The 17,747-nt window shown below is 30.4% G+C and carries 17 protein-coding genes and 1 pseudogene; 16 read left to right on the forward strand and 2 right to left on the reverse strand.

The features are described from left to right. The 3 genes from MPTP_RS02725 (at position 1) to dinB (ending at position 2,630) form a co-directional block, all read left to right on the forward strand. Entirely contained in the window at positions 1-348 is a 348-nt protein-coding gene (locus tag MPTP_RS02725; RefSeq protein WP_013773524.1) for a DNA replication initiation control protein YabA, read from the forward strand. A gap of 103 nt (positions 349-451) precedes the next feature. Next, positions 452-1,318 (forward strand): 16S rRNA (cytidine(1402)-2'-O)-methyltransferase, encoded by an 867-nt coding sequence (gene rsmI / locus MPTP_RS02730; RefSeq protein WP_015695238.1) that lies wholly within the window; start codon positions 452-454, stop codon positions 1,316-1,318. Positions 1,319-1,517: 199 nt separating this feature from the next. After that, entirely contained in the window at positions 1,518-2,630 is a 1,113-nt protein-coding gene (gene dinB / locus MPTP_RS02735; protein WP_013773526.1) for a DNA polymerase IV, read from the forward strand. A 198-nt stretch (positions 2,631-2,828) separates the two neighbouring features. On the opposite strand, the gene nrdG is transcribed toward dinB, so the two are convergent. Then, complete coding sequence (gene nrdG, locus MPTP_RS02740; RefSeq protein WP_013773527.1) at positions 2,829-3,431, reverse strand: anaerobic ribonucleoside-triphosphate reductase activating protein; 603 nt, start codon at positions 3,429-3,431, stop codon at positions 2,829-2,831. Between the two features lie 47 nt (positions 3,432-3,478). Continuing rightward, complete coding sequence (gene nrdD, locus MPTP_RS02745; protein ID WP_013773528.1) at positions 3,479-5,671, reverse strand: anaerobic ribonucleoside-triphosphate reductase; 2,193 nt, start codon at positions 5,669-5,671, stop codon at positions 3,479-3,481. Positions 5,672-6,227: 556 nt separating this feature from the next. Here nrdD and MPTP_RS02750 point away from each other — a divergent pair. The 13 genes and pseudogenes from MPTP_RS02750 to MPTP_RS02795 all read left to right on the forward strand — a co-directional run bounded on the left by MPTP_RS02750 (position 6,228) and on the right by MPTP_RS02795 (position 17,456). Beyond that, a complete protein-coding gene (locus MPTP_RS02750) occupies positions 6,228-7,016 on the forward strand; it encodes an ABC transporter ATP-binding protein (RefSeq protein ID WP_013773529.1) in 789 nt (262 codons plus the stop codon). After that, positions 6,985-8,055, forward strand: a complete 1,071-nt coding sequence (locus MPTP_RS09375; RefSeq protein WP_013773530.1) for an FtsX-like permease family protein — start codon at positions 6,985-6,987, stop codon at positions 8,053-8,055. Before MPTP_RS02750 ends, MPTP_RS09375 begins: the two co-directional genes overlap by 32 nt. A gap of 59 nt (positions 8,056-8,114) precedes the next feature. Next, positions 8,115-8,693: a hypothetical protein gene (locus tag MPTP_RS09380; protein ID WP_013773531.1), complete on the forward strand. Its 579-nt coding sequence runs from the start codon at positions 8,115-8,117 to the stop codon at positions 8,691-8,693. Between the two features lie 7 nt (positions 8,694-8,700). Beyond that, positions 8,701-8,994, forward strand: a complete 294-nt coding sequence (locus MPTP_RS09385) for an FtsX-like permease family protein (protein ID WP_050978176.1) — start codon at positions 8,701-8,703, stop codon at positions 8,992-8,994. 435 nt (positions 8,995-9,429) lie between these two features. Further along, entirely contained in the window at positions 9,430-9,579 is a 150-nt protein-coding gene (locus tag MPTP_RS02760; RefSeq protein ID WP_013773533.1) for a teichoic acid D-Ala incorporation-associated protein DltX, read from the forward strand. 10 nt (positions 9,580-9,589) lie between these two features. Then, positions 9,590-11,104, forward strand: coding sequence for a D-alanine--poly(phosphoribitol) ligase subunit DltA (gene dltA, locus MPTP_RS02765; protein WP_013773534.1), 1,515 nt, complete (start codon positions 9,590-9,592; stop codon positions 11,102-11,104). Continuing rightward, positions 11,101-12,303, forward strand: a complete 1,203-nt coding sequence (dltB, locus tag MPTP_RS02770) for a D-alanyl-lipoteichoic acid biosynthesis protein DltB (protein WP_013773535.1) — start codon at positions 11,101-11,103, stop codon at positions 12,301-12,303. Before dltA ends, dltB begins: the two co-directional genes overlap by 4 nt. Before the next feature lie 46 nt (positions 12,304-12,349). Next, complete coding sequence (gene dltC / locus MPTP_RS02775; RefSeq protein WP_172956383.1) at positions 12,350-12,583, forward strand: D-alanine--poly(phosphoribitol) ligase subunit DltC; 234 nt, start codon at positions 12,350-12,352, stop codon at positions 12,581-12,583. 1 nt (position 12,584) lies between these two features. After that, positions 12,585-13,859 carry a D-alanyl-lipoteichoic acid biosynthesis protein DltD gene (gene dltD / locus MPTP_RS02780; RefSeq protein ID WP_013773537.1) on the forward strand — a complete coding sequence of 425 codons (1,275 nt, stop codon included), beginning with the start codon at positions 12,585-12,587 and terminating at the stop codon, positions 13,857-13,859. Positions 13,860-14,021: 162 nt separating this feature from the next. Beyond that, on the forward strand, positions 14,022-15,191 hold the full coding sequence (locus MPTP_RS02785; protein WP_013773538.1) for an SAM-dependent methyltransferase: 1,170 nt from the start codon (positions 14,022-14,024) through the stop codon (positions 15,189-15,191). A gap of 104 nt (positions 15,192-15,295) precedes the next feature. Then, the gene (locus MPTP_RS09900; RefSeq protein ID WP_013773539.1) at positions 15,296-15,445 is read left to right on the forward strand and encodes a hypothetical protein; all 150 of its coding nucleotides are present in this window, start codon (positions 15,296-15,298) and stop codon (positions 15,443-15,445) included. 156 nt (positions 15,446-15,601) lie between these two features. Continuing rightward, positions 15,602-16,057, forward strand: a complete 456-nt coding sequence (argR, locus tag MPTP_RS02790; protein WP_013773540.1) for an arginine repressor — start codon at positions 15,602-15,604, stop codon at positions 16,055-16,057. Positions 16,058-16,093: 36 nt separating this feature from the next. Next, positions 16,094-17,456, forward strand: a pseudogene (locus tag MPTP_RS02795) (phosphohexomutase domain-containing protein). The last annotated feature ends 291 nt before the right edge of the window (positions 17,457-17,747 follow it).

A 17,747-nucleotide genomic window follows, 5' to 3' on the forward strand; every position in this document is an offset into this window, starting at 1 on the left:
ATGGATAAGCGTTCATTGTATGACGGCCTAAATTCGTTAGAAAGTGATTTAGAATGTACATTACTGCAATTAAAAGAAATTAAAGAGTCACTTCATGAATTGGTAGAAAAAAATACAACTTTAGAGATTGAAAATCAGCGATTACGTGAACATTTGCAAGAACTAAATCGATTATCTGTTAATGAGATAGATTCTTCAAAACAAGAATTATCAAAATCCCGTATGAATTTAGAAAAGTTATATGAAGAAGGATTCCATGTCTGTAACATTTTATATGGTTCGAGAAGAGAAAATGATGAAGAATGTGCATTTTGTTTAGAAGTGATTTATGGTGAGCGATGTAAATAAATGAGTTATAAAATAAATGCAAGCCGGTACAGATTGATATGTGTTGGTTTTTGTTTAATTGAAAATGAAAAAGAAAAATGATGAGGAGAGAAAAAGACGTACGATGCAAAAACAAAAAAGTTTTGAGAATATCGAGATAGGCTGTCTTTATCTTGTTCCTACTCCAATTGGCAATTTAGAAGATATAAGTGTTCGTTGTTTGAATTGTTTAAAAGAAGTTGATCTAATTGCAAGTGAAGATACAAGAAATACACAAAAATTGTTAAATTACTTCGAAATTATGAAATCACAATTGAGTTTACATGAACATAATTATAAGGAAAGAATACCAAGACTGCTGGAACGTTTAAGAAATGGAGCAAAAATCGCGCAAGTGAGTGATGCAGGTATGCCATCTATTAGTGATCCAGGACATGAATTGGTTACTGCCTGTATTGATGAAGGAATACCTGTTGTTGCCTTACCAGGACCTAGTGCTGGCATTACCGCATTAATAGCTTCTGGATTACTGCCACAGCCCTTTCTTTTTTATGGATTTTTACCAAGGAATAAAAATGAACAAAAACAGATTATAGAAGGACTAAGGGAACAACAAGCCACACAGATATTCTATGAATCACCTTACCGATTAAAACAAACTGTTCAAACTTTTGCCCAAATATATGGGCATGAACGCCAAGCAGTCATATGTCGAGAATTGACGAAATTACATGAGGAATATCTAAGAGGTACTCTTGAAGAGATATCTGATTATCTATCTAGGTGTACAATCAAGGGAGAATGCTGTTTATTAATTGCTGGTAAAACAAAAGAAGAGATTCAGTGGAACCTTGATGAGTTACCACCAATTAAGGAACAAGTTCAATTACTTATCAGAGATGGAAAAACTTCTAAAGAGGCTATAAAAGAAATAGCGAAGCAATATGGATTAAAAAAACAAGAAGTTTATAAAAAATATCATTTAGAATAATGAAATGAACCTTTCATTTTATAATCATTTTTTCATCGTATGAATAAAATTCATTTGTTTAGCAGAATAAAACAACTGAAATAACTATAGCTGATTAAAAGACTCTTTTTTTCTATCAAATTTTTTACTCACTTTAAAACTAGAGTTACTTTCGAACATATATTTTATATATAATCAATTTGAAAGGAAGCGGTGAGAAATGAGAAGCGAGTTAAGATTTCCTTTAAAGAAAGATACCTCAAGAAAAATTATTCATATCGATATGGACGCTTTTTTTGCTTCTGTAGAGGAACGTGATCACCCAGAATTGGCAAGTCACCCACTTGTAATTGCAAGACATCCAAGTGATACTGGTGGCAAAGGAGTAGTTACAACAGCGAATTATATTGCTCGTCAATATGGCATTCATTCGGCTATGAGCGTAAAAAAAGCCTATGAATTATGCCCACAAGCTACTTTTAAACCAGGAAATTATCAAAAATATTCAGAAGTTTCTCAGCAAATTCGCACTATTTTTTGTAGATATACAGATATAATTGAACCTGCTTCCATTGATGAGGCTTATTTAGATGTGACCATTAATAAATTACATAGCAAATCAGCCATTAAAATCGCCCGTTTGATCCAACAAACGATTTGGCAAGAATTACAATTAACTTGTTCAGCAGGTATCAGTTATAATAAATTTTTAGCAAAATTGGCTTCTGACTATCAAAAACCAAAAGGATTAACAGTTATTCTGCCAGAAGAAGCAGAAGATTTTTTGAAAAATCTTGCAATTGAAAAATTTCATGGAATTGGAAAGAAAACAGTTCCTAAAATGCATGAACTTGGCATTTATACTGGAAGAGATCTTTATCATGTCAGTGAGATAGTATTAATCCAGCATTTTGGTAAGATGGGCTATTCTCTATATCGTAAGGTTCGTGGCATTCATGATGCACCGGTAGACGCTACCAAGGATCGTAAATCAGTTGGAAAAGAACATACATATAGAAAGCCTTTAGCAACAGAAGAACAAGTAGTGACACAATTAAGGCAGTTGGCAATGAAAGTAGAAGCCTCTCTTCAACAAGCTCAGAAACATGGAAAGACCATTGTTTTAAAGGTTCGCTATGAAGATTATACAACCATCACTAAACGGGTTACACTACAAGAATATATTTATATGAAAGAAGACTTATTCTACCAAGTACAGATGATTTGGGAAAATGAGCTAGAATGGAAAAAAAATATTCGATTATTAGGAATTACGTTAACAAACTTAGCACCAATAACCTATAAAAATATTTCATTACCACTTTGGAATTAATGATTTAATGATTTAATGAATTAAATGGCGAATTGTTTATATTCTATTTTAGCTCGGCTAACGTTCAACTGTTCAGGAGAAATAGATAAAGAATAGAAATATATTATTTAAAATGAATAAAAATAGAAGTGAATATCTGGTAACCCAATTATTTTTTATTTAATATGGGCAGATCTTTTCACTTCTATTTTTGATATATCAAATTAAGTTTGCTTTTTTTATTTGTTCATAACTCGTTTTAGCATCATGACATTTTTCCCAAAGAATGATTTTTTCTTTTTGGATTGATTTTTGAATATCAATGATTCGCTGATTTTCACTACCTCGAAACTGTAAATTCAAATTACGTTTAGCCAATATAAAACGACCATCTACCAGAATATCGATTAATTGAAGTAATTCCAGTTTATCAGGTGTCTCTTTCAATAGTTCTTCAAATGTATATCCACTCCAACTCCAAATATCTTTAGTGTGACCGAATTCTTTTCTGATACGTTTAACAATAGCTAAACAAACTTCTGTATTCATAAATGGCTCTCCACCAAGTAGCGTTAGTCCTTGTACATAGGGATGATCTAAATCAGCTAAGATGGTATCTTCCAATTCTTTTGTAAAAGGAATACCATAATGAAAATCTTGAATCGCTTTATTAAAACATCCTTCACAAGCAAATAAACAACCACTGACATATAAACTATTTCTAACTCCATCACCATCTACAAAAGTATAGGGTTTATAATCAGCTATCCGATTTTCACTCCACTCAGTAGATTGCCATTCTTTAGGTTTTGGATTATTCAAAGCAAAATCTCCTTTCATGATGGTAGAAAGTAGATAACAAGCTACCTTTATTGCTTTTTCATATGTTTGACACGAGAAGAAATTTCTTTATGACGACCATGAACCATCGGACGTGCTTGTGGATTACCTAAATAGCCACAAGTGCGTTTGACTACATCACAAGATTTTGGATCATGGTTTCCACATGAAGGACATTCAAAACCTCTTTCTGTTGGTGTAAAATCACCTTCGTATTCACAAACATAGCAATGATCAATTGGAGTATTGGTACCTAGATACCCAACTTTATCGTAAGCATAATCCCAAACTGTTTCTAGAGCTTTTGGATTTTGTTGTAAGACGGGATATTCACAGTAATGAATAAATCCACCAGAACAATATTTTGGATAGTCCTTTTCAAAATCCAATTTTTCAAAAGGTGTTGGATTTTTTCTAACATCATAATGAAAACTATTCGTATAGTATTCTTTATCAGTTATATTTTTAACAATGCCAAATTTTTCTGTATCTAAACGGCAAAAACGATCTGTTAAACTTTCACTTGGTGTTGAATAAACACTAAAATGATAACCATATTCCTCTCCCCAAAGATCGGCCTTTGTTTTTAGTTCTTTTAAAATGGCTAGAGTAAACTCTTTTGCTTCAGGATTGCTTTCCCATTCGCCACCATAAAAAGAAGTAGCAACCTCATAAAGACCAATGTAACCTAGGGAAACTGTTGCACGACGATTTTTAAATAATTCATTCACAGACTCTTTAGAAGAAAGTCGTTTGCCAAAAGCACCATACATATAAAGGATTGGCGCATTGGTTGGTGCAGCTTCTTTACATCTGTCTACACGAAAAACTAAGGCATCCTTTATAATTGCTAAACGTTCCTGTAATAAAGACCAAAAGGCTGCCTTGTTTCCTTGTGCTTCTAAGGCAATTCGTGGTAAATTTAATGTAACTACACCTAGGTTCATACGACCAACGTTTACTTCCTGGTTCTGTTCATCTTTCCAACCTTGTAAGAAGGATCGACAACCCATGGGTACTTTAAAGCTACCCGTTAATTCAACAATTTTATCATAATTTAAAATATCTGGATACATCCGTTTAGTTGAACATTCTAAAGCTAGTTGCTTGATATCATAATTAGGATCTGATGTTTCTAAATTTATTCCTCGCTTCAATGTAAAGATTAGTTTAGGAAAAATGGCTGTTCGTTTCTCAATGCCTAATCCATTAATTCTAATTTGTAAGATGGCTTTTTGAATTTCACGTTCCAACCAGTTTGTACCTAAACCAAATCCTAAAGAAGTAAATGGTGTTTGGCCATTTGAAGTAAATAACGTGTTAATTTCATATTCTAAACTTTGCATGGCATCAAAAATATCTTTTTTTGTTTTTTCTTTTGCAAATTGTTGCTGCTTTTCTGAAGAATCAATCCATTTTAGTGCATCATTTAAGTGTTTTTGATAATTTAGTTCGGCAAATGGAGCTAATAATTCATCCAAACGATCTGCTGAACAACCACCATATTGACTAGAAGCAACATTTGCAATAATCTGGGAAATTTGAGCAGTTGCTGTTTGAATGGATTTTGGTGATTCAACATCTGCATTACCAATTTTGAAACCATTATTCAACATTTCATGAAAATCAATTAAACAGCAATTTGTCATTGGTGTATAGGGATGATAATCTAAATCATGATAATGAATGTCCCCCTTTTGATGAGCATTTGCCACATGTGAGGGTAACATTTTAAGTCCAATAGATTTTCCAACGATACCAGCTGTTAAATCACGCTGTGTATTGAATACATCACTATCTTTATTGGCATTTTCGTTAACAATTGTTTGGTCTTTATTAATTAATTTGCCAATAGTAAAATTAATATCTGTTGCTTTACTCCGTTCAAAGTCTCGACGTGTCCGATAATTGATATAGGCTTCAGCAAGTTCATATTCATTCTTTTCAAGCAAGGTATGTTCAACAATGTTTTGAATTTCATAAATTTTCACATTATTTGTAAATCGTTCAGAAATTTCTTGATCTACTCGATCAAGGATTTCTTGAATACGTTCATATGCAAGTGGATCTAGAGAACCATTGATTTGTCTTTCTGCTTTCATCAAGGCATCATAAATTTTTTTATTAGAAAAATCAACTAAACGTCCATCTCTTTTGATAATTTTGATTTTTGATAGATTGATGTCATCATTTGTTGTTCTTTCTTTTTGTTTTATTTCCATCACTGTTATCCACTCCTCATTTTTTGCTCAATATTATAATAAAACAGTTTTAAAATAGTTGCAACTATATATGGTGTTTAATTCATTAAAAAATTAAAAATGTATCAATATATAGTGGTTTGACAGCTTCTGTTATGATAAATAATAGTTATGCAAATATCTTTAGAAAAATGGTGCAAAAAAGATACATGCTGTGTAATGTCTTATAAGTAAACAACCAATGAATCAAAATAAATCAAACAGAATAATCTGCTTAAATTGAATTTATTTATGTATTTTTAAGTAAAATTTTGCTAAAAACGTTTTTTGATTTTATTTTATATTCAAATATAATTTTATAAAGAGTTACACTGAAAGTTATTCATCATAAAAATAAATGAATCTGCTAGAATTAAGAATTTTTGATGACAAGTTTTAGTTATTTTTTTAGATTGACCTTTTGATAAATAGGTTGTTATTTTAATTTTTTTAAGAGAAGTTATTATTAAAGCAACAGGAGGTATTTATAGAGATGAATGCTTGTTAAAATAAGAGTGAGAAGAAAGGGAGTAATCGAATGAAGAAAATTGTTGAAGTGAATCATATTAGTAAATCGTTTGGTTATCGTTATAATAAGGTTCATGTATTAAATAATATTTCTTTTTCAATAGACCAAGGTGAATTTGTAGGTATTATGGGTCCAAGCGGCGCAGGCAAAACGACATTATTAAATATTATTTCAACTACCTTACTACCAGATGCAGGTATGATTCAATTAAATGGCCAAAATACTTTGAGGATGAGAGATAATCAGTTAAGTGATTTTAGACGTAAAAAATTAGGATTTATTTTTCAAAATTTTAGCTTGATTGATACATTAAATATAAAGGATAATATTTTATTACCCTTGGCCGTCGATCATTTTCCTATAAAAGAAATGAAACGACGTTTTATGCATGTTACAAAAGTTTTAGGTATCGAGGAATTATTAACCAGCTATCCAGCAAATATTTCAATTGGACAACGTCAACGTGTCACTGCAGCCCGTGCTTTAATTATTCAGCCTGAACTTATTTTTGCAGATGAGCCAACAGGTTCTTTAGACTCTAAATCGGCAGCAGAACTTTTGCGTTATATGTCTGAAATGAATGCCCAAGATAAGACAACTATTTTAATGGTGACACATGATCCTTATACAGCAAGTTATTGTAATCGTATTTTATTTATTAAAGATGGAACAATTTTTTCTGAAATTCATCGTCGAGGAACCAGAAAAGAATTTTTTGATCAGGTGATTGATATGCAGGCAACAATTGGAGGAAGTGGTAAGGCGAATGATTTTCAAAATAACATGGAAAAAGATTGAGTCACAGTTTTTAAACTACTCTGTTTATTTTATTAGTATGATTTTTGCTGTAATGATTTATTATTGTTTTAGTGTGATTGCTTATAATCAATCTTTGATAAAAAGTGCTGGAAAAAATATACCAATTCAAGGATTAATGTTTTCAGGTAATTTCTTAGTTGTTTTAATGGTTTTAGTATTTATGTTAGCTGCAAATCACTTTTTTTTGTTGAAAAGAAATCAAGAAATTAAGGTTTATCGGTTGATTGGGATGCGCAAAAGTCATATCTTCTTTATTTTCTTTAAAGAAATTTTATTTTTAGGCATTACAGCCCTAGGAGTTGGATTATTTTTAGGCATCATTTTTTCAAAATTATTTTTAATGATGCTAGTTAAAGCGATGTTTTTAAACGTAAATAGTTTGTTCTATGTTTCTATTCCAGCGATGATACAGACAAGTATTATTTTTATATTTTTACTTATAATTATTTTAGTACGCAGTATGTGGGTAATCTATCATTATAATTTAAATAAACATGTTTATCATAATGAATATTTAAACAACCATAAATTTAAAAAAGTACAATTTGTATTTGGTGTATTGGGTATTTTTTTTATATTGTTAAATTATGGTTTAATTTATGACATGAAGACCTATATAGCAAAATTTTCTCTAAATATTGTTGAATTAAGCATTCTATTTTTATATATTATAGGGACCTATCTATTTTTAAGATATAGCATTCTTTTAATTGTTCATTTATTTAGTAAAATTAAAAGAAACTATTATCAAGGATTACAGATGGTGGTGTACAGCAATATTCAATTGCATCTTAAGCGAGGAAAAAATTTGCTTAGTATGGCAACTATTTTTATTGCTCTTTCCTTAACGATGATTAGTGGAGTTACTTTTGTTTATGGCATTACTATGCATGATATAAAGATACAAGAACCAATTGACTTTATTGCTGATGAAGCCGAACTACCTAGACTTAAACAGATAATTAATCAATTTCCTAATACAAAAATAAAAAAGAAGTTACCTTACATTATAAGGTAACTGGAGGGATATATTCTTTTAAATCTAAGCAAAAATTAAAAAATACTATTATCACACCAATGAATATTCTATCCTTTTATGATTATAATAAGTATCAAAAAATCAATCCAAATTTAAAAAGAATTTGGTTGCAGGATGAGAAAAGTGTCGCTATTTTAAATAATCAATCGTTAAGTTTGTTTAAACAAGACATTCAATATCATTCTTGTCTTCAATTAAAAGATGGGCATCAATTAAGCATTCATCAAGTAGGGGAGTTTGACGATAATTGGATGAGTTATAATTTTCCAATAATTGTTGTTTCTGATAAAAGTTATGCCACAATCAAATCAGAGTATACGTATAAAACTACTGCCTTAGTTGTGCATACAAATAATAAAGAAGAATTATCAAAGCAAGTTACAAAAAATATACAGGAGAAATGGAGAAATCCTATTTATTATGCTTTAATTAATGAAAATGGAAAAGTTAAAGGAGATATTTCTAAAAATAAGGGTAAAGATGTGCATGAGACTGATATTAATCGTTTGAATTACACGGATAATTTTGTCCATCTTCAATTATTCAAAAACAGCTTAGGTATACTTATTTATGTCGCTCTTTTTTTTAGGAGTTTTAGCTTTTTTTATTACTGGTAATATTTTAATGCTTCATCAACTTGGTATAGCAGAACAGGAGAAGGAACAATATCATTTACTTAAGCATTTAGGAGTAACAGACAAAGAAATAGCTAAATTGGTTTATCGCCAAAATAGTCTTATTTTTTTTCCACCTATGATATTAGGTCTTTCTTATGCATTTTTTGTCATTCAATTGTTAGTTAAATCTAGTTATTGGCTAACCTATTTTTCTTGTGGCATACTTATTTTTATTTATTTTGTCTTTTATCTGATTACCTCTGCTATTTATCTACAAACGATTCAACATAAAAGTACCTAGGTAATTATTACAAATGAATTCTTTAAGAAATAAAGATAAAAATGATAGAAAAGAAAATAGAAGATTAATTTTTTTTAACAATTGTAAGGTTATTTCTAATTAATGCCTTCTAGGTGGTATTATAAAAAAGGGTAAGTGTGTTATCTCTTAATCCAAATGAGTGACTTACTTTTATCATAATCGTTCGTTTTAAAGAATCGAATGAATAACTATAAATTAATTTTTTATTAAAATATTTTTTTATTTGTTCTATTTGTTGCTTTTATATTTTGTGCATGAATATTCTTTTATTTAAATAAATGACAAAAGTGTCACTTTAAATGTGTATTTTGTAAGTGAAACCAATTTTTTTTTAGTTTTCTTTGATACAATAGGAAATGGTTATTGAGGCTATTCTTAAACTCAAGGCTTTTTTAAAATGGAAGGAGAAGTTAAATGAAATTGCTTTTTCAACAATTGACTGCCAATTATTGGATACAATTTTTTGGTAGAACAATTTTTTATTTTTTCATTATTCTTATGCTAATTTATTTATATCATTATAAGAATATTGATGGTGGAGGCTTCATTTATAACGAGTTTTAAGGAGAAAAAAATGCAAAATAAAAATATTATTGAGGCAATTGATCATTGGGGAAAGGTAGATCCTGAACGGATCGCTTATAAAGAGAAAGATCGCTGCCATACTTATGGTGAGCTGTATAATCAATCTAATCGGCTTGCTGCTTATTTAATTAAAAATATTAAACGCAAACAACCGATTATTGTTTATGGACAATTACAATTTGATATGCTTGTTTGCTTCTTGGCGGCTTCAAAGGCAGGAAATGCTTATATTCCTATAGATGCACATACACCGGAAGAACGAATTGAAATGATTTTGTCTGTGGCAAATTCAGCAATGATTTTAGCAGTTGATTCTTGGCAAATAGCAACAGATATACCCATTATTTCTTCCAATGAACTGGTCGTCATACAAAAAGAAGGCGAATTAATTAAAAATTATCAACCAGTTACAGCAAATGAAACTTACTATATTATCTTTACTTCTGGAACGACTGGAACACCAAAAGGCGTTCAGATCAGTCATACGAATTTATTGAGCTTTGTTAATTGGGAATTAAATGATTTTAATATTGAAGAAGGTATGAATTTTTTATCTCAGGCACCTTATTCTTTTGATTTATCTGTCATGGATATTTATCCAGCATTAGTTTCTGGAGGTTCTTTATCACCATTACCAAGGGAGATTGTTGATGATTTTAAACAACTGTTTACGACGCTTTTTCAGCTTAATTTAGAAGTTTGGGTATCTACACCTTCATTTGTGGATATTTGTTTGATGGAACCAACATTCAATGGAGAACAAATGCCGAAGTTAAAAGTATTTCTATTTTGTGGGGAAGAATTACCTAAACTAACTGCAAAAAAATTGCTTGAACGATTTCCAAAGTCTCATGTTTTTAATACATACGGACCAACAGAAACTACTGTTGCTATCTCTGGTATTGAAATTACAGATGACATTTTAGCTGAATATAAACGATTACCAATTGGTTATGTAAAACAGGATACGAATATCTATATTATGGAAGAAGATAAAGAGTTATCTCTAGGTGAAGTTGGAGAAATTATCATCGCTGGGCCAAGTGTTTCAAAAGGTTATATGAATAATCCTCTGAAAACAGAAGAAGCATTTTTTAATTATAAAGAGCAACAAGCCTATCATACAGGTGATGCAGGAAAAATATTACCATCTGGTTTACTTATTTATGAAGGCCGTATGGATTTTCAGATAAAATTTCACGGATATAGAATTGAACTAGAAGATATTGACCATCATTTAGCTGATGTTTCTTATGTTGAAAAAGCAACCATAGTTCCTAAATATAATAATCATAAAGTTCAACAGCTTATCGCTTTTGTTGTTGTAAAAGAGCAACCTTTTGAAAGAGAATTTCAATTAACGAAAGCGATTAAAGAGGAATTAAGCCAGACAGTGATGGATTATATGATTCCACAAAAATTTATTTACGTGGATCAACTTCCTTTAACTACAAACGGAAAAATTGATCGAAAAGGATTAATAAATGAGGTGAATGCTACATGATAGATTTTCCTCATATGATTCCTTATGCTAATCCTTTTTATTTTGTATTATTGATTATTGCTTTATTACCTATGATGTTATCTTTATTGTTTGCTGGTAGACGTCTAGCTTGGTATCAAACAATCGTTACCTTGTTTTTCTTGTATGTTAGTTTTGGTGGCGCCTATTCAAATCAAGGAATTGCTTTAATTGCCTATGTTATTTGGCAATCAATATTGGTTTGGATATATTTCAAATATAGGCAAATAAAAAATAATAGTGTTATTTTTTATTTAGCAGTTTTACTAGCCATTTTTCCACTAGCAGCTGTTAAGATTGTTCCATTTACTAGTGGACATAATTCGATTTTAGCTTTTCTAGGCATTTCCTATTTGACCTTTAAATCTGTTCAAATTATTATGGAAATGCGTGATGGACAAATTAAAGAGTACCGAATGTTTCGTTATATACAATTTTTATTATTCTTTCCAACTATTTCATCAGGACCGATTGATCGGTATCGTCGATTTGAAAAAGATGTAAAAAATCCGCCGACACCAGAAAAATATGTTGATTTCTTAACAAAGGGAGTTCACAATTTATTTCTTGGCTTCTTATATAAGTTTATTATTGGTTACTATGTTCATCAATTGTTGTTTATTGTCAGCGATGCTGCATTAAAAGAAGGCGGAATTTCTTGGTCATTGGTTGCCTACATGTATGTTTATAGTATGTATCTATTCTTTGACTTTGCAGGTTATAGCCTTTTTGCAATTGGAACGAGTTACCTGATGGGATATGACACACCAATAAACTTTAATAAACCATTTAGCAGTTGGAATATTAAAGAATTTTGGAATCGTTGGCATATGACTCTTTCTTTTTGGTTCAGAGACTATGTTTATATGCGATTAATGTTTACACTAATTAAGAAGAAAGTATTTAAAAGTCGAATTGTTGCTTCAAATATTGGTTATTTTGCCTTATTTTTATTAATGGGACTTTGGCATGGATTAACTTGGTACTATCTTGTTTATGGATTTTATCATGCTTCGTTAATCTGTCTAACAGATATGTGGCTAAGATTTAAGAAAAAGTATCGTGAAAAAATTCCTTCCAATAGACTGACGCATTGGTTTGCTATTTTTTTGACTTTTAATGCTGTTTGTTTTAGCTTTTTAATCTTTTCTGGTTTTTTAGATCTGTTATTTTTTAAATGAATAGTTAAATAAAAAAATAAAAGAAAGTAGGTTATCTATTATGAATATGGATGAACAAATTTTAAATATTTTAGAAGAAATTACAGGAACTGATGAAGTAAAGGCAAACCAAGACATAGATTTGTTTGAAGAAGGGTTAATGGATTCACTTGCAACTGTTCAATTGTTAGTAGAATTAGATGGACAATTAGATGTACAGGTTCCATTTTCTGACTTTGATCGTGAACAATGGAATACACCAGCAAAAATTATCAAACAAGCGAAAGTTTTAAAAGGTTAATATGAAAAAGAAATTATTTGCAACATTTGGTCCTATAATTTGTGCAACGATCTTATTAGCAATTTTCCTTTTTGCACCATTTAAAATAGATTTAGATAGCACAAAAGTTTTAAAAAGTGCTTCTACTTCTATGGGAACAAACGTATTAAGAGGAAATGCCATTAAAAATAAAGCATTAGCATCAAAAGAGTATATTCCTTTTCTTGGTTCTTCTGAATTAAGTCGGATTAGTCCTTTCCATCCTAGTGTCTTGGCAGAAAAATATCATCGTAATTACCAACCATTTTTATTGGGAGCACCTGGGACACAATCATTGACACAATCTTTTATGATCCAATCTGCAGATGGCAATTTAAGACATAAAAAGGTAGTCTTCATTTTATCGCCTCAATGGTTTGTAAAGGGCGGCATTAAGAATGATTATTTTAATGCTTACTATTCAGAATTACAGATTTACCAATGGATTACCAAATTAGAAAAAGTCCATGAAAAAGATGTTTATTTGGCAAATCGTTTGATGGATTTTCCAAAAGTTAGAAAGAACGACTACTTGATATGGATATTAAAAGAAATCAGGGAGTATAAAATACCTAGCAATTCTGAATTATCTTATATGCGCTTAAAATTAAATATGTTATCAAGAGAAGATGAATTATTTGGAAAAATTGGTATGATCAGTAAAGAAAATAAGGTAAAAAGTCAGACTAAGAAATTACCTAACCAATACAATGAAGCTGAATTGTATCGTTTGGCTGGTAAAATTGGTAAAAAATCTACTACTAATAATTCCTTTGAAATTGACAATCATTTTTATACTACAAGATTAAAGAAAAAAATTAAGACATTTAGAGGTGCTCAAAAGCATATAGATTATCGCTATTCACCTGAGTACTCAGATTTTCAATTAGCGCTGAATCAGCTAGCAGATGAAAGGGCAGAAGTATTATTTATATTGCCACCTGTTAATAAAGAATGGTCAACCTATACAGGATTATCAGAAAAAATGCTACGTGGGTTTGCTAAAAAAGTTAGATATCAATTAGAAGATCAAGGCTTTACAAATATTGCTGATTTTACTGGACAGGTTGATACTCCTTATTTTATGGCAGATACCATCCATTTAGGATGGCGTGGCTGGTTAGCTGCAGATCAATGGATTGCTCCATTTCTTAAAGAAAAACCAATCAGTCCACCTAAGTACAAGTTAAATTCACAATTTTTTACTAAAAATTGGCAACAAATGAATCCAGATGAGATTAAAGGTGAGTATAAATAAGTATTGCAAACAATTATTGAAAATACTAACAAAGAAAGGACAGAGATTTTAAGATCTCTGCCCTTTCTTTTTAGGGTTCTTATTATGCAAATTTTTGGTTAAGTGATACAATAAAAGATGTATAGTTTGGTAATAAAACAATAGATTAAGGGAGTTTTAGTTATGTTGGAAAAGGAAATGTATCATCAATTATTAAAACGATCTTTTTCTATCCCAATAGATGTTGTTTATTGGGATGGAACCAAAAAGGGATATAATCAGGAAGATGGAGAAGCAAAAACAACGATCTATATTAATGAAAAAATACCTATGCAAGATATTTACCAAAATGCTTCATTGGCTTTGGGAGAAGCCTATATGGATAAAAAAATTGATATTGATGGTAGTATTGAAGATATTATCTGGACTGCATATGAAAATGCAAATAGCTTTTTACGTGATGCTTCTTATATGAAATGGTTACCAAAAGAAAAGAAAAATACAAAACGCCAATCACAAGAGGATATACATAGTCATTACGACTTAGGAAATGATTTTTATAAATTATGGTTAGATCCAACATTTACCTATTCTTGTGCCTATTTTAAAACACCAGAAGATTCATTAGAAGAAGCACAATTGAATAAAGTACATCATATTTTAGATAAATTGTTTTTAAAAAAAGGCGAAACCTTACTAGATATTGGTTGCGGTTGGGGAACTTTAATGTTTATCGCAATCAAGGAATATGGTGTTAAGGCTACTGGTATTACCTTAAGTGAAGAACAATATGAACATATTCAACAGAAAATTAAGGAAGAACATTTGGAAGACTCTTGTTCAGTAAAACTAATGGATTACCGTGATTTAAAGGGAGAAAAATACGATCATATTACCAGTGTAGGCATGTTTGAGCATGTCGGTTCAGAAAATTTGCCGCAATACTTTGAATTGGTTTCCAAATTATTAGCAGAAAAGGGAACTGCATTGATTCATGGAATTAGTCGGCAACAAGGTGGTGCTAGTAACGCTTGGATTAATCGATATATTTTCCCAGGTGGCTATATTCCCGGTGTAGGTGAGTTAGTGACAGATATTCTAGATAGTCAATTGCAAGTCATTGATATGGAAAGCTTACGAAGAGATTATCAGTTAACTTTAGAACATTGGACAAAAAATTTCCATGAGGTAAAAGATCAGGTCATTAAAATGAAAGGTGAAAGATTTTATCGTATGTGGGATTTATATTTGCAAGGTTGTGCTGCGGTTTTTGCTGCTAGTAATATCGATGTGATTCAATATTTATTGGTTCATCCGATCAATAATGAAATCCCAATGCATCGGACGCTTTAATTGTAAAACAAAAATTACCGACTTTTAATGATTTTATGTATTAAAGGATAGAGAAGGGGATTCTCTATCCTTTTTTATTTTGATAAATCAGAGTAAAAGAAAAAATGATTATAATTCATTCATTCAGCAAAGATTATATTGAATTTGATCTACTGAGTACCTATTTTTCTATTACCCATTATCTTTTAATTGAAAACTTAAAGATTGCAAAAATTAAATCATGGAATCATAAAACAGAAATACTAACAAGCTAAAAAATATAAACTAGCTAAAAAGTATTTGATAATTTTATTTATTTCGTTTTTAAAATAAATTGATAATTATCAAGGTAAAATTGAGGAATAAAACAGATTTATAGTAATTTTTTTGTTATGTTATAATAAAAGGAAGAATTGCTAGAGGAGAAATAAATGAAAAAGATAGATCGTCAACAATTTATCAAACAATTGATTCATCAAAAAGAAATTGAGACACAGGACGAATTGATTGCTTATTTATACCAAGCTGGAATAAAAGCAACCCAAGCAACAATTTCTCGAGATATTCGGGAGATGAATATTGTTAAAATACCAAATGGTGAAAAGCATATGAAATATATGATTCTCTCTCCAGAAGCGAGTCAGGATCAAGAAGAAAAATTTAAAGAATCAATTCGAGATTTTGTGAATAGTATTGAACAAATAAAGTTTATGGTTGTCATTCACACAGAATTGGGAAATGCCCATGTTGTAACAAATCTTTTAGACCAGGCGGCTTATCAAGAGGTTGCTGGTACTGTAGCTGGAGAAGATACCATTATTGTTTTATTGCACAATGAAAAAGAGGCAAACTATTTTACTCAAAAAATCAAACGATTGATGAATTAGTTCATCTTTCACTTAAATTTATCTAAAAGGAGATCTATAATGTATTTAGACGCTTTACAAAATGGTTCGGATATTCGTGGAATAGCTCTGGATTATCAGGATAAAAAAGCAAACTTAACACCAAAACAACTGGAAAAGATAGCAATAGGGATTGTCCGTTGGTTAGAAAATAATGTATTAGCATCTAAATGTAAACGGAATCAGCTGAAAATAGGCATTGGTCATGATAGTCGAATTACTGCCGATTCCTTGAAACAAACTTTGATCGATACCTTTTTACATTTAGGGATTCAAGTCATTGATTTTCAATTAGCCACTACACCAGCCATGTTTATGGCAACGCAATTTAGTCAATATAATTGCGATGCCACAATTATGATCACAGCTAGCCATTTGCCCTATTATTTTAATGGATTAAAAATATTTACAAAAAAAGGAGGGGCAGAAAAAAAAAGGCATTCAATATATCTTAACACATCATGAATCGTTGCCAGGTGTTAAAGGTGGAACGATTTTAACGACTTCACTCCTTGATGATTATGCGGATGATCTTATTCATAAAATTAAAGTAGGAATACACACTCAAAATGAGAAACCCTTAGCAGGTTATAAAATTATAGTCGATGCAGGAAATGGTGCAGGTGGTTTTTTTGTAGAGAAGGTTTTAAAACCTTTGGGAGCAAATACAGAAGGTTCACAATTTTTAGATCCAGATGGCATGTTTCCAAATCATATTCCCAATCCAGACAATGAGGAAGCTATGCATAGTATTCAAGCCTCTGTACTAAAACAACAGGCCGATTTAGGAATTATTTTTGATACTGATGTTGATCGCTCAGCGATTGTTGATGCGAATGGACAAGTAATCAATAAAATGATTGAGTTAAACAATCAAGGTATTCAGACAGAATTAGCGATTGAAACAAGTGGACATGCAGCCTTTAAAGAAAATTATTGCTTAGATGACGGCGCGTATGTCGTTGCTAAATTATTAATGCTACTACAAAAATTAGCAGCAAATCACCAAACACTTGGAGAGTTGATTGCTACGTTAAAACAACCAGCTGAAGTTCATGAACTACGTTTTCAAATAAAAGCAAACGATGTACAAACTTATGGAAATCAGATTATCAGTGATCTAGAAGTTTTCATTCAGCAGCAAAAAGATATGGTTATCGATCCAGAAAATGAGGAAGGCATTCGTACCAACGTTTTTAATCAGTATGGTAATGGGTGGTTCTTATTAAGAATGAGCTTGCATGAACCTTTATTAGTTTTGCAAATTGAAAACGATAAACAAACTAAAAATAGACATGTACTAAAAACTTTAGAACCTTTTTTTCAACAATTCTATCAATTAGATGATAAAGCATTGAAAAATTATTTACATCAAAAATAGTTTTAACTTTATTTAAAAAATAGAACATCATTAACAAAACATATATTTTTCTATTCATAAAAATTAGCTTTTTTTGTAAAGTAAAGAATAATTAAATGAATGTTAATTTAAATATTTTTATTTTTTAACAAATGTAATCTGTACTAGATTAGAAAATAATTGTTCAATAAATAGATAGAGATCTTTAAGAGTTAAAAATTGAACTGTTTTGGCTTAGTCATTTGCTATATTATGTATTTTTCATTAATTGGAATCAATTGTAAAATATTTTTGGTTCGCTAATAAAGAAGA

The sequence above is a fragment of the Melissococcus plutonius ATCC 35311 genome (assembly GCF_000270185.1).
GTDB lineage: Bacteria > Bacillota > Bacilli > Lactobacillales > Enterococcaceae > Melissococcus > Melissococcus plutonius.